Annotated in this window: 9 protein-coding genes; 1 reads left to right on the top strand and 8 read right to left on the bottom strand. The window is 64.4% G+C overall.

What is annotated here, in order from left to right:
• Positions 1–17: 17 nt before the first annotated feature.
• A complete protein-coding gene (dnaE, locus tag DK842_RS04825) occupies positions 18–3,458 on the bottom strand; it encodes a DNA polymerase III subunit alpha (protein WP_114060338.1) in 3,441 nt (1,146 codons plus the stop codon).
• A 116-nt stretch (positions 3,459–3,574) separates the two neighbouring features.
• Between dnaE and DK842_RS04820 the strand changes: the two genes are divergently transcribed.
• Positions 3,575–4,180, top strand: a complete 606-nt coding sequence (locus DK842_RS04820) for a flavin reductase family protein (RefSeq protein WP_114060337.1) — start codon at positions 3,575–3,577, stop codon at positions 4,178–4,180.
• 7 nt (positions 4,181–4,187) lie between these two features.
• On the opposite strand, the gene DK842_RS04815 is transcribed toward DK842_RS04820, so the two are convergent.
• From DK842_RS04815 to DK842_RS04785, 7 genes are all read right to left on the bottom strand, one after another.
• Complete coding sequence (locus DK842_RS04815; RefSeq protein WP_168191811.1) at positions 4,188–5,093, bottom strand: VirK/YbjX family protein; 906 nt, start codon at positions 5,091–5,093, stop codon at positions 4,188–4,190.
• A gap of 124 nt (positions 5,094–5,217) precedes the next feature.
• Positions 5,218–6,849: an ArnT family glycosyltransferase gene (locus tag DK842_RS04810; protein WP_114060335.1), complete on the bottom strand. Its 1,632-nt coding sequence runs from the start codon at positions 6,847–6,849 to the stop codon at positions 5,218–5,220.
• Positions 6,842–7,093: a PhaM family polyhydroxyalkanoate granule multifunctional regulatory protein gene (locus DK842_RS04805; RefSeq protein WP_114060334.1), complete on the bottom strand. Its 252-nt coding sequence runs from the start codon at positions 7,091–7,093 to the stop codon at positions 6,842–6,844. Before DK842_RS04805 ends, DK842_RS04810 begins: the two co-directional genes overlap by 8 nt.
• Before the next feature lie 72 nt (positions 7,094–7,165).
• A complete protein-coding gene (locus tag DK842_RS04800) occupies positions 7,166–9,451 on the bottom strand; it encodes an NADP-dependent malic enzyme (RefSeq protein ID WP_114060333.1) in 2,286 nt (761 codons plus the stop codon).
• A gap of 162 nt (positions 9,452–9,613) precedes the next feature.
• Positions 9,614–10,900: a TRAP transporter large permease gene (locus DK842_RS04795; RefSeq protein WP_114060332.1), complete on the bottom strand. Its 1,287-nt coding sequence runs from the start codon at positions 10,898–10,900 to the stop codon at positions 9,614–9,616.
• Complete coding sequence (locus DK842_RS04790; RefSeq protein WP_114060331.1) at positions 10,897–11,520, bottom strand: TRAP transporter small permease; 624 nt, start codon at positions 11,518–11,520, stop codon at positions 10,897–10,899. The genes DK842_RS04795 and DK842_RS04790 overlap by 4 nt, the downstream gene beginning before the upstream one ends.
• 60 nt (positions 11,521–11,580) lie before the next feature.
• Positions 11,581–12,585 carry a TRAP transporter substrate-binding protein gene (locus DK842_RS04785; RefSeq protein WP_114060330.1) on the bottom strand — a complete coding sequence of 335 codons (1,005 nt, stop codon included), beginning with the start codon at positions 12,583–12,585 and terminating at the stop codon, positions 11,581–11,583.
• Between the last annotated feature and the right edge of the window lie 154 nt (positions 12,586–12,739).

Here is a 12,739-nt window from a genome sequence, read left to right as displayed (position 1 = left end):
TCTTCAGGCGGCGAGGCTTACCACAGCACCTTGACCTTGCCTTCGCCCAGCCAATCGGACAATGACAACAACAGGCCGTCGTCCAGGCGCACCCCCCATTCCTGCGGCAGCATCAACTCGCCCTTGGCCTGGCCGTTGCTGTAGGCCAGCCGCACCAGGCAGCCGGCGTCCTGGCTCTTGAACGGATGCAGCTCGGACTTGAGCCTGGCGATATCCGGCTTGGCCGGCAGCTGCAAGGACAGGCCGCGCGCGTAGCGGCTGCGCGCCTCGCCCAGGCTGTACAGCTTGTCGACGATGATGCGCAGGCGGCCGGGGCCGGCGAAGCTGTCTTCGCTGACCTTGCCTTCCACCACCAGCACCACGTCCTCCTTCAGCTTGTCGCGGTTCAGTTCGAAGCTTTCGGCGAACAGGCTGACTTCCAGCTTGGCGGTGCCGTCGTCCAGCTGGACGAAGGCCATCTTGCCGCGGTTGCCCACTTTGACGCGGATGCCGGTGACGAAGCCGGCCAGCAGTTGCGGCTCCTTGCGCGGGCTGAGGCGGGACAGCGGCGTCTTGATGAAGCCGCGCACCTCTTTTTCGTAGGCCGTGAACGGGTGGTCGGACAGGTAGAAGCCGATCGCCAGCTTTTCCTCGGCCAGCTTCACCGCGTCGCTCCATGGCCGGGTGGCCGCCATCTCGACCGCCGGCGCGACGTCGTCGCCGAACATGTCGAACAGGCCGCCCTGATTGGCGTTGGCGTGTTCCTGCTCGGCGGCTTCCATGGCCAGGCCGACGTTGGCGAACAACAGCGCGCGGTTGGGCTCGATGGCGTCGAAGGCGCCGGCGCGGATCAGCGCCTCGATCACCCGTTTGTTGACCAGCTTCTTGTCCGTTCTCTTGCAGAAATCGAACAGGTCGGTGAAGGGGCCGCCGGCCTCGCGCGCCGATACGATGTGGTCGACAGCCGATTCGCCGGTGCCCTTGATCGCGCCCAACGCGTAACGGATTTCCTGGCGGCTGACCGGCACGAAGCGGTAGAAGCTGTGGTTGACGTCCGGCGGCAGAAAGGCGATGCCGTTCTTGCTGTCCTGGCAGTCGTCGTAGAACACCTTGAGCTGGTCGGTGTTGTCCAATTCCGTGGACATCGTCGCCGCCATATAGGCCGCGCAATGGTGGGCCTTCAGCCAGGCGGTGTGGTAGGCCACCAGCGCGTAGGCGGCGGCGTGCGACTTGTTGAAGCCGTAGCCGGCGAACTTCTCCATGTAGTCGAAGATTTCGTTGGCCTTGGACTCGGGAATGTCCTGCTTGGCCGCGCCCTGCACGAACATCGCGCGCTGGGCCACCATCTCTTCGACCTTTTTCTTGCCCATCGCGCGGCGCAGCAAGTCGGCGCCGCCCAAGCTGTAGCCGCCGATCACCTGGGCGGACTGCATCACCTGTTCCTGGTACACCATGATGCCGTAGGTCGGGGCCAAGACCGGCTCCAGCAGCGGATGCAGGTACTCGAACTTGGCGCCGTGCATCCGCTGGATGAAGTCCGGGATCAGGTCCATCGGGCCCGGGCGGTACAAGGCCACGAAGGCGATGATTTCCTCGAACTTGCTGGGCTTGGCCTCCACCAGCATCTTCTTCATGCCGGTGGACTCGAACTGGAACACGGCGGTGGTGTTGGCGGTGGCGAACACCTTGTACGCCGGCTTGTCGTCCAGCGGCAGGTGGGCGACGTCCACCTCCTCGCCGGTGGTGTCCTTGATGTACTTCTGCGCCAGTTCGATGATGGTCAGGTTGCGCAGGCCCAGGAAGTCGAACTTCACCAGGCCGATTTGCTCCACGTCGTCCTTGTCGAACTGGGAAACGGGAGACGCGCCTTCGCCGCTGGCGATGTACAGCGGGCAGAAGTCGGTCAAGCGGCCCGGCGCGATCAGCACGCCGCCGGCGTGCATGCCGATGCCGCGGGTCAGGTCTTCCAGCGTCATCGCCAGCTCGATCAGCTCGCCCGCGCCTTCGCTTTCGATGATCTCGCCGATCTGGGGCTCCACCTCCATCGCCTTGGTCAGGCTGAGGGGCTTGTTGGCCTCCAGCGGGATCAGCTTGGACAGGCGGTCGCACAGGCCGAAGGGCAGGTCCAGCACGCGGCCGACGTCGCGGATCACCGATTTGGACGACATGGTGCCGAAGGTGGCGATCTGGCTCACCGCCTCCTCGCCGTATTTGCGGCGGGTGTATTCGATCACGCGCCAGCGGTTTTCTTGGCAGAAGTCCACGTCGAAGTCGGGCATGGACACCCGCTCCGGGTTCAGGAAACGCTCGAACAGCAGCGCGTATTTCAGCGGGTCCAGGTCGGTGATGGACAGGCTGTACGCTACCAGCGAGCCGGCGCCGGAGCCCCGGCCAGGGCCCACCGGGCAGCCGTTGCCTTTGCCCCACTGGATGAAGTCCGCCACGATCAGGAAGTAGCCGGGGAAGCCCATCTGGATGATGGTGTCGCACTCGAACTTCAGCCGAGCGTCGTATGCCGGCCGCTTGGCCTCGCGCTCGGCCTCGTCCGGGTACAGCTGCTTCAGCCGCTCTTCCAGGCCGCGCTGGGCTTCGTGGACCAGGAAGTCGTCCAGCGACATGCCGTCCGGCGTCGGGAACAGCGGCAGGTAGTTCTTGCCCAGCACCACCGAGATATTGCAGCGCTTGGCGATTTCCACGGTATTGGCCAGCGCCTCCGGGATGTCGGCGAAGCGCTCCATCATCTGGTCGGCGCTGAGGAAGTGCTGGCACTCATGAAAACTGCGCGGGCGGCGCTTGTCGCCCAGCGTGTAGCCTTCGGCGATGCACACCCGCGCCTCGTGCGCCTTGAAGTCGCCCTTGTCCATGAACTGGATGGGGTGGGTAGCCACTACCGGCAGCTCGGTTTCGCCGGCCAGCCACAAGGTGGCCTGCACCACGCTCTCGACTTGCGGGCTGTCCACGCGCTGGACTTCCAGGTAGAAGGCGCCTGGGAACAGTTTTGCCCAGTAGTCGGCGCGGCGGCGCGCCTCGTCGCGCTGGCCCATCGACAACGCGACGCCGACGTCGCCCAGGTGGGCGCCGGACAGGCACAGCAGGTTGCTGTTGTCGCCGGACGCCAGCCATTCGCGCCTGACCTCGGCGCGGCCGCGGTACTGGTTGTGGCTGAAGGCCTCGGTCAACAATTCACACAGGCGGCGGTAGCCTTCGCGGTTCTTCGCCGTCAGCATCAGCCGGTAGGGCTTGTCGCGGTCTTCCTCGTTTTCCAGCCAGATGTCGGCGGAGACGATGGGCTTGATGCCCTTGTTGCGGCAGCTCTTGTAGAACTTGACCATGCCGAACAGATTCATCAGGTCCGACACGCCTAGCGCGGGCATCTGCTCCTTGACGGCGCGCTTGACCGCGTCGTCGAGGCGGACGATGCCGTCGGTGATGGAAAACTCCGAGTGGAGGCGAAGATGGACAAAGCGGGGTGCGTTCATCCGGGCATTTTAGCGGGTGGCGAAGGGACGAACCAGTCAATCGTCTGCTGGCAAATGCGCGGCGATGCGCATTAGAATGTTGGCATGGCAATTTCACCGCAGGCGAAGAACCAACGATGGAGTTCAATGTGCAGCAACTGGATCGGACGAATCTGTATCAGCTGCTGGTGGGGTGCGTGTTGCCGCGGCCCATCGCCTGGGTCAGCACCCAGGACTTGAAGGGCGTGTGCAATCTGGCGCCGTTTTCCTTTTTCAACGTGATGAGCGTCAATCCGCCGCTGCTCGGCATCAGCATCCTGAAGCAGGCGCCGGAGCGCGACAAGGACACGCTGGCCAATATCCGCCTGACCGGAGAGCTGGTGGTCAACATCGTCAGCCAGCCGCTGGCGGCGGCGATGAACGCCAGTTGCGGCGCGTATCCGGCGGATGTGGACGAATTCGAATTGGCCGGCGTGGCCAAGATAGACAGTGTGACGGTCAAGCCGCCTGGCGTGGCCGAAGCGCCGGTGAGGCTGGAGTGCGCGCTGCATCAATGCCTGACTTTCGGCCACGGCAGCGGCGCCGGCAATCTGGTGCTGGCCGAAGTGAAATACATTCATGTGGCGGATGGCTTGTGGCGCGACGGCGCGCTGGACGAGCAAAGCCTGCAGGCAGTCGGAAAGCTGGGCGGCAACCGCTACAGCTTGGCCGAGGCGGCGTTCACGCTGGAGCGGCCTGCCTGAGGCGATTTCAGAGCGCGGCCAGGGTCTGGGCGGACAGCTCGTCCAGCAGCGTGTAGCGGCGCTGGTATTCGGAGCGCTTCTTGCTGGCGATGTCGGCCATCGCCTTGCGCGGCAGCGTCAGCGGAATGCGGAAGAAGCGGCCGCCGTCCACCGGCTCGGCGTTCAGCGTCTGCCAAAAGCTGTCGTAGTCGGCGAAAAGGCTGCGGCGATAGCGCCAAGAGCTATAGATGTGCTCGCGGTTGCCGACGGCCAGAATCTGGTCCGCGCCTATCTTGCGGGCCAGCGCCGCCAGCGCTTCCATCGCCAGCCGTTTCGGGAACAGGCCGTGAGCGGCCTTGGTGGCCTGTTGTACCTGCTCTGCGCCGTAAGGCTTGCGGGGGCCTTGCAGGCCGCCGGCCACCAGCGTCATGCCGCCGTCGCGGCGGGTCAGCGTAAAGGTCAGCGTCGCCAGCGGCACCTGATCGGCGCCGCAGACCTGTAGCGACATTTCCCCTTCCTTGTCGAAACTGTGCTGTTGTGTGAGCAGCAATTGCAGCGGCACGTCGTTTTTGCCGACGAGATCGGCGAGACGCAAGGGCGCGCTGGACAACAAGCGCCCGCGGACATCGGCTGCGAAGCGTTGTTCGAGAAGCTGATAATGCGCGCGAAGCGCTGCCAGTTTGCCGGCGCACCCCAGCGAGCGGTGCAGGTAGGGACGATGCAGCTTGCTGGCTAACCGTGGATTGCGGCGCAGATAGGTCAATAGCGTCTGCGAATGGCGGAAAGTGTCCAGCCAGCGCAATGTCCACGGCAGCGTCAGCATGCCGCGGAAGACGAATTTGAAGCGGTTCTTGCCCTCGTCGAAACCGTCGCGTTGGGAAAACTCTCCCTTCGCCAGCGACCAGAACAAATCCACGGAGTTTGTGACAGTCATGCAATACCTCATCCTTGGGAATGTCAGGATAAGATAAATCCATGATTGAAATTGTTAATAGTTGTGTGGAACCGTGTGACGGAATGTGACGCAAGATAGCGCTGTCATGATAAAAAATGCTAATTCACCACAATTTATACAGGCGGAAGCGTTCCTTGCGGTCTCCCGGCCGTTGAAAAGCGTAAACAGGCCGCAAAGCGTCGTAAGGGGAGGGCACGCGGTCGTGAAGCGTTTGCAGCAGCAGCCAGCGGCAGCGTCCGGCGGCCGGCGAAGCTTCCAGCCGCAGCGTGCGCAGCCCGGCATAGTATTCCAGCAGCGCGCGCTGCGGCTCTCCCAGGCCCAGGCTGGCGACGCAATCGCCGCCGCGGGCGATATTGTCCAGCCGCGGCTTCAACGCCGAGAAGGCTTCACGGTAGCGCATGCCGTGGTCCAGCGCAGGCAGCCACAAAATGGCCATGACGCACCAGAGCCAGGTCAGGCCCAGGCTCCAGCGCCAGAGCAAGCTGGCGGCGCCGGGCATGGGCTGTCGCCAGCACCATGCCAGCAACGCGCTGGCGGCCAGGAAACGCAGCCAGTCGCCGGGCAGGAAGCGCGGCGCCCAGCCCGGGAAGCGATGTTCCAGCCAGCGGCGGGCGAGGATGCTGTCCAGGGGGAAGCTGAGCGCGGCGGCGCCTAGCAACAGATAGCCAGCCAGGGCCGCCATCAGCAAGGCCAGAAGCCATTTCAGCCAACGCGGCGGCGTGCCGGCGCCGCGCAGCCCGGATAGCGCCAGCAGGGCGAGAGGCGGCAATAGCGGCAGCGCGTACAGTTCGCGCGCGTCGGCGGCGGCGAGCAGCACCGCCAGCGTGACGCCGAACAGCGCCAGCGGCGGAAGCCACTCCACCTTGGCGAATCGACTCCGCCCGGCGCGCCATAGCGCCAGCAAGGCCAATGGCCACAGCGGCAGCGCATACCAGGGCAGGGTCAGACCGTAAAAGCCGCGAGCGGCGCGCGGTCCCAGCTGGGCGGTGCCGCGGAAACGGCCGAAGTTGTTGGCGTCGAGCCAGACATGGAACAGCGCGGGGCTGCGTTGATGCAGGCTGAACATCCAGCATAGGGGCAGCGGCAGCGCGATGGCCAGCGCGATGGCCAAGGTTTGCAGGTAGGCGAGGCTGCGGTAGCTGCGATGCCCGAGCAGCGCCAGCGCGGCGATGGCCAGGCAGCCTGGACCGAGCAGCCCTTTGCTGAGGAAGGCGATGGCCGCGCCGGCGCCCAGCATCAGCCCGGCAGGCACGGGGCGATTCTTGGCGTGGCACAGTCCGGCCAGGCCCCAGCAGAAGCCGGCCAGCAGTGCGGTATCGGTGATCAATTGATGGGCGCGCAGCGGCAGGCCGACAGTGCCCAGCAACAGAGCCAGCGCCCAGCGGCCGTGCCCCGGTCCGTACAGGCCGCGGGCGGCGGAGGCCAGTCCCAGTCCGCCGATGGCAATCCACAGGCCGGCGGCCAGCCGAGCGGCGTCCGGCGCGCCCAGCCATCCCTCGAACAGGCGCATGGTCCAACTGGCGGTGAGGAAGAACAGCGGGGGTTTTTCCAGGAAGGGCTCGCCAGCCAGCATCGGCACCACCCAGTCGCCGCTGGCGGCGAGGTGGCGCACCAGGCCGAAGGTATAGGCCTCGTCGGGCTTCCAAGGCTCGTGGCCGATCAGGCCCGGCAGCAGCCATAGCAGGCACAGCGCCAGGAACGGCGCCCAGCGCGGCGGAGCCGGGGGCTCAGCCAATGGGCGGATCTTTCGGGCGCATCGAGTGCAGCGCGGCTTTCTGCATCTCCAGCGTCTTGATCTGCATGGTCAGCACGCCCAGGTTCATCGTCAGCCAGCCTTCCACCACTTTCAGCTCGGCCAGCTTGCGTTCGATTTCCTCTTCCGACATCGGCGGCAAAAAGGCCTGCATGCCGGGAGGCGTGGCTTGTTGCCAGAATTGGCGGAACAGGGCGAAAGGGTCGTTATGGTTGTCTTGGCTCATGGTGGATTCCGGCGATAAAAAAACGGGCAAGCGATGCTTGCCCGTTCAGTATAAGACGCCTGAAGCGCCGGATCAGCCCTGTTGCGCGGCAACCTGGGCGTCGACCGAGGCCAGCGCCACCATGTTGACGATGCGGCGCACCGACGAGATCGGGGTCAGGATGTGCGCCGGCTTGGCCATGCCCATCAGGATGGGGCCGATGGTCACGCCGTCGGAGGCGGACACGCGCAGCAGGTTGTAGCTGATGTTGGCGGCCTCCACATTCGGCATGATCAACAGGTTGGCGGAGCCCTTCAGCGAGGAGTCCGGCATCGCCTGCTGGCGGATGCTTTCCACCAGCGCGGCGTCGCCCTGCATCTCGCCGTCGATTTCCAGCTCAGGCTGCGCTTCGCGGATCAGGTCGAAGGCGGCGCGCATCTTCTGCGACGACGCGGTGTTCAGCGCGCCGAAGCTGGAGTTGGACAGCAGCGCGGCCTTGGGCGCGATGCCGAAGCGCTGGATGCTCTGGGCGGCCATCTTGGTGATGGCCGCCAGTTGCTCGGCGTTCGGTTCGGCGTTGACGTAGGTGTCGGCGATGAAGATGTTGCCGGTCGGCAGGATCAGCGCGTTCATCGCGCCGGCCACCTTGTCCTGGTTGGCGTAGCCGAGCACGTTCTCCAGGATGTCGAAGTGCTGGCGGTACGGGCCGTAGGTGCCGCAGATCAGCGCGTCGGCGTCGCCGCGGCGCACCATCATCGCGCCGATCAGCGTGGTGTTGCCGATCACGCGGCGGCGAGCCTGCTCCTGCGACACGCCCTTGCGCTTCATCAGCTGGTAGTAGTCCTGCCAGTAGTCGTTGAAGCGCGGGTCGGACTCATTGTTGACCAGCTCGAAATCCACGCCGGCGCGCAGCTTCAGGCCCAGCTTCTCGATGCGTTTCTCGATCACGCTGGGACGGCCCACCAGAATGGGCTTGGCCAGACCCTGGGTGACGATTTCCTGGGTGGCGTGCAGCACGCGCTCGTCCTCGCCCTCGGTCATCACCACGCGTTTCGGGTCCTTCTTGGCCTGGGCGAACACCGGCTTCATGAACAAGTTGGTCTTGTACACGAACTGGGCCAGCTGGTCGGCGTAGGCGTCGAAGTCTTCGATCGGACGGGTGGCGACGCCGGACTCCATCGCCGCCTTGGCCACGGCCGGGGCGATCTTGACGATCAGGCGCGGGTCGAACGGCTTCGGAATCACGTATTCCGGTCCGAAGGACAGCTCCTGGTCGCCGTAGGCGGTGGCCACCACATCGTTCTGTTCGGCCATCGCCAGGTCGGCGATCGCGCGCACGGTGGCCAGCTTCATCTCTTCATTGATGGTGGTGGCGCCCACGTCCAGCGCGCCGCGGAAGATGAAGGGGAAGCACAGCACGTTGTTGACCTGGTTCGGGAAGTCCGAGCGGCCGGTGCCGATGATGGCGTCGGGGCGCACTTCCTTGACCAGCGGCGGCAGGATTTCCGGCTCCGGGTTGGCCATGGCCAGGATCAGCGGATCGCGGGCCATGGATTTGACCATGTCTTGCGAAACCAGGCGCGGGCCGGACAGGCCCATGAAGATGTCGGCGCCGGCCATGGCGTCGGCCAGCTTGCGCCAGCCGTTGTCCTTGATGGCGTAGCGCAGCTTGGATTCGTCCAGCTTCTCGTCGCGGCCGATGAAGACCACGCCCTTGGAGTCGCAGATGGTGATGTTTTCGCGCTTGACGCCCAGGGCGACCAGCAGGTCCAGGCAGGCGATGGCGGCGGCGCCGGCGCCGGAGGCCGCCACGCGCACTTCCGAGATTTCCTTCTTCACCAGGCGCAGGCCGTTCAGCACCGCGGCGGCGGCCACGATGGCGGTGCCGTGCTGGTCGTCGTGGAACACCGGGATGCCCATGCGCTCGCGGCACTTCTTCTCGATGTAGAAGCACTCCGGCGCCTTGATGTCTTCCAGGTTGATGCCGCCGAAGGTCGGCTCCAGCGAGCAGATGATGTCCACCAGCTTGTCCGGGTCCAGCTCGTTGACTTCGATGTCGAACACGTCGATGCCGGCGAATTTCTTGAACAGTACGCCCTTGCCCTCCATCACAGGCTTGCTGGCCAGCGCGCCGATATTGCCCAGGCCCAGCACTGCGGTGCCGTTGGAGATCACCGCCACCAGATTGCCGCGGGCGGTGTACTTGTAGGCGTTGAGCGGGTCTTCGACGATGGCGTCGCAGGGGGCGGCCACGCCGGGGGAGTAGGCCAGCGCCAGATCGCGCTGAGTGGTCAGCGGCTTGGTCGGGGCGACCTGAATCTTGCCCGGTGTCGGGAACTGGTGAAATTCCAAGGCGCTTTGGCGCAATTGCTCGTCCATTCGCAGGCTCCTGATAGAGAGGTTATCTTTATGTTTGCTGTAAGGGTATAAGGGAGTCTAGCGAGGCATTATAAGACTTATGCCAGGCCCGGGCTATGCCGTGTCAGACAAAACACGCGATGGGCGAGCCCATCGCGTCGGCATGTCGGATGCGCTGGTTTTTCAAGACATCATGCCCAGCGCCCGCGGCAGCCACAGCGAGATTTCCGGGATGTAGGTCACCGCCAGCAAGAAGGCCAGCATGGTGAGCAGCCACGGCCATACCGCCACCGTCAGCTCGGTGATCCCCATCTTGGTGATCCCCGAAGCGACGTAAAGGTTCAATCCCACCGGCGGGTGGCACATGCCCACCTCCATGTTCACCGTGATCAGGATGCCGAAGTGGATGGGGTCGATGCCCAGCTGCTGGGCGACCGGGAACAGGATGGGCGCCATGATCAGGATGATGGACGACGGCTCCATCACATTGCCGGCGAGCAGCAGCAGGACGTTCACCATCAACAGGAAGGCGATGGGTCCCAATCCGGCGTCGATCAGCCAGCCTGCCATCATTTGCGGCACGTTCTCCGAAGTCATCAGGAAAGAGAACAGCACCGCGTTGGTGATGATGTACAGCAGCATCGCCGACATGCTGGCCGAATCCAGCAACACCTTGGGCACCTGTTTCAGCGTCAGGTCTTTGTAGACGAAGACGGCGACGATGAAGGCGTAGACGGCGGACATGGCGGCGGCCTCGGTCGGCGTGAAAATGCCGCTGTAAATGCCGCCTATCACCAACACGATCAGCAGCAGGCCCCAGATGCTCTCGCGCAGCGCCTTCATGCGCTGGGCCATGCTGGCCTTGGGCAGGCGCGGGTAGCCGTGCTTGCGGGCGCGATGCCAGGTGGTCAGCCCCAGCAGGCTGGCCAGCATCAGGCCCGGCACCACGCCGGCGATGAACAGCTGGCCTACCGAGGTGTTGGTGGCCACCGAGTACATCACCATGGCGATGGACGGCGGGATCAGGATGCCCAGCGCGCCCGAGGTGGTGATCACGCCGGCGCCGAACTGCTTGGGGAAGCCCTGCTTCACCATGGCCGGCAGCAGAATGGAGCCGATGGCCACCACGCAGGCCGGGCTGGAGCCGGATACCGCCGCGAACAGCGCGCAGGCGAGCACGCCGGCCAGGCCCAGGCCGCCGTGCCAATGGCCGACCAGGCTGGTGGCGAAGTTGATCATTCGCCTCGCCACGCCGCCGTGGGTGAGGAAGTTGCCGGCCAGGATGAAGAAGGGGATGGCCATGATCTCGAACTTCTCGATGCCGGTGAACAGCTTCAACGCCACCGACTCGATCGGTATCTGGGTCATGCTGAACAGATAAGTCAGCACGGTCAGGCCCAGCGCGATGGAGATGGGCATGCCGGTCAGCATCAGCAGCACCAGCAGGCCGAAAATGAATAGCACGCTCATGGCCGCTTGCTCCCCTTGTCGTCGTTGTTCAGGCTGCGCGGGTGCAGATTGTCGTCCAAGGCGAACCAGTTGCTGTCCGCGGCGACGTCCTCCATGCCTTCCACATGGGTATGGTCGTGCTTGGGCAGCGCGCCGGTGCGGAGGAAGCCGGCAAGCACTTGCAGGAAGCGGAAGCACATCAGGTAGGAGCCGCAGGGCACGGCCAGGTAGACCAGCCACATCGGCGCCTCCAGATCGGGCGAGGTCTGGTCGGTATGGCCGATGGCCCAGACGAAGTTGGTGCCCAGGGTGCCGACAACCCCGGTGAACAGCGCGCCGGCCAGCAGGCTGACCACGATCAGGACGCGGCGCTTGTTGTCGGACAGGCGATTCACCAGCACGTCGACGCCGACGTGGATGCCGGTGCGCACGCCGTAGGCGGCGCCGAATTTGGCCATCCAGACGAACAGATAGATGGTCAGCTCCTGCGCCCAGGCCATATTGATAGGGGCGAGGTAGGGTTGAAGAGTGGGAACGCCCGAGCCGTAGCGATGCAGCACCGCGGCGAAGGTGATCAAGGTCGCGGCCCCCATCAGGCAGGCGATCAGCCACTCCTCGAGGTGGTCGAGGATTTTCAGCATGGCGGTATTCCTAGAACGCGCGCAAGCCGCGCGCCGGAGGGCGCGCGGCGATCTGTCCGTTTACTTGGCGGGGTTGAAGCCGGTTTCCTTGTAGATTTCCTTCAGCAGGTCCGGACCGATGCGGGAGGCCATTTTCTGGTGCACCGGCAACATCGCTTTCTTGAATGCCTCGCGTTCCTGCGGCGTCGGCACATAGACCTGAGTCTTGCCGGAGGCCTTGATCGCCGCCACCGCCTTGTCGTTTTCTTCCTTGGCGATCTTGTTGGCGTAGACGGAGGCGTCGGCCACCGCGCCGTCGAGCTCCTTGCGGATGTCGGCCGGCAGGCCGTCCCAGAATTTCTTGTTGACGATCAGCGCGTAGCCCAGAAAGCCGTGCTGGGTCAGCGTCAGGTTCTTCTGCACCTCGTAGGCTTTGCTGGTGTAGAGGTTGGACGCCTCCAGCTCGGTGCCGTCCACCACGCCGGTCTGCAGCGCCTGGTACACCTCGGAGAAGGCCATCACCTGCGGCAGCGCGCCCAGGCTGCGCATTTCCTCCTCCAGCACCTTGGACGACTGGATGCGGATCTTCATGCCTTTGAGGTCGGCCGGCGTCTTGATCGGCTTGTTGGCCGAGAAATTCTTGAAGCCGTTGTCCCAGTAGGCCAGGCCCTTGATGCCTTTCGACTCCAGCTTGGTCAAGAGCTGTTTGCCGATGGGGCCGTGCATCACCTTGTTGACTTCGTCGTAGTTGTCGAACACATAGGGCAGATCGAAGACTTCGAACTCCTTCACCCCCAACGGGCCGAATTTGGCCAGACTCGGCGCCAGCATCTGAACCGCGCCCAGCTGCAGGGCCTCCAGCTCTTCCTTGTCCTTGTAGAGCTGGCTGTTGGGGTAAACCTGCACCTTGACCTTGCCGTGGGTGCGTTGTTCGGCCAGCTTCTTGAAATACTCGGCGGCCTTGCCTTTGGGCGTGTTGGGCGCCACCACGTGGCTGAACTTGATGACGATTTCGCCGGCCGCCTGGGCGAAGCCGGACAGGGTGAGGCTGGCGCAGATGGCCAGCGCGGCGTGCTTCAGTTTCATGTTGGAGTCTCCATCCATTGCAGCGTTGTAGATATCATTCCGGTTCTAGCCGGTTGTTGTGCGGATAAAGTAGAAGCTCTATCGCGCCTTGGCCATTAGGGAATTCCAGAACAGGGGCATGCGCCCCGCCGCCGCGCGCTCGGGGTATCATCTG

This window comes from Chromobacterium phragmitis (genome assembly GCF_003325475.1).
GTDB lineage: Bacteria > Pseudomonadota > Gammaproteobacteria > Burkholderiales > Chromobacteriaceae > Chromobacterium > Chromobacterium phragmitis.
This window is presented reverse-complemented; position numbering and strand designations above follow the sequence as displayed.

What these genes read in the sequence shown, in the direction of transcription:
- dnaE (WP_114060338.1), bottom strand. Translation starts at nt 3,458, where the DNA reads ATGAACGCACCCCGCTTTGTCCATCTTCGCCTCCACTCGGAGTTTTCC.
- DK842_RS04785 (WP_114060330.1), bottom strand. Translation starts at nt 12,585, where the DNA reads ATGAAACTGAAGCACGCCGCGCTGGCCATCTGCGCCAGCCTCACCCTG.
- DK842_RS04800 (WP_114060333.1), bottom strand. Translation starts at nt 9,451, where the DNA reads ATGGACGAGCAATTGCGCCAAAGCGCCTTGGAATTTCACCAGTTCCCG.
- DK842_RS04790 (WP_114060331.1), bottom strand. Translation starts at nt 11,520, where the DNA reads ATGCTGAAAATCCTCGACCACCTCGAGGAGTGGCTGATCGCCTGCCTG.
- DK842_RS04795 (WP_114060332.1), bottom strand. Translation starts at nt 10,900, where the DNA reads ATGAGCGTGCTATTCATTTTCGGCCTGCTGGTGCTGCTGATGCTGACC.
- DK842_RS04805 (WP_114060334.1), bottom strand. Translation starts at nt 7,093, where the DNA reads ATGAGCCAAGACAACCATAACGACCCTTTCGCCCTGTTCCGCCAATTC.
- DK842_RS04820 (WP_114060337.1), top strand. Translation starts at nt 3,575, where the DNA reads ATGGAGTTCAATGTGCAGCAACTGGATCGGACGAATCTGTATCAGCTG.
- DK842_RS04815 (WP_168191811.1), bottom strand. Translation starts at nt 5,093, where the DNA reads ATGACTGTCACAAACTCCGTGGATTTGTTCTGGTCGCTGGCGAAGGGA.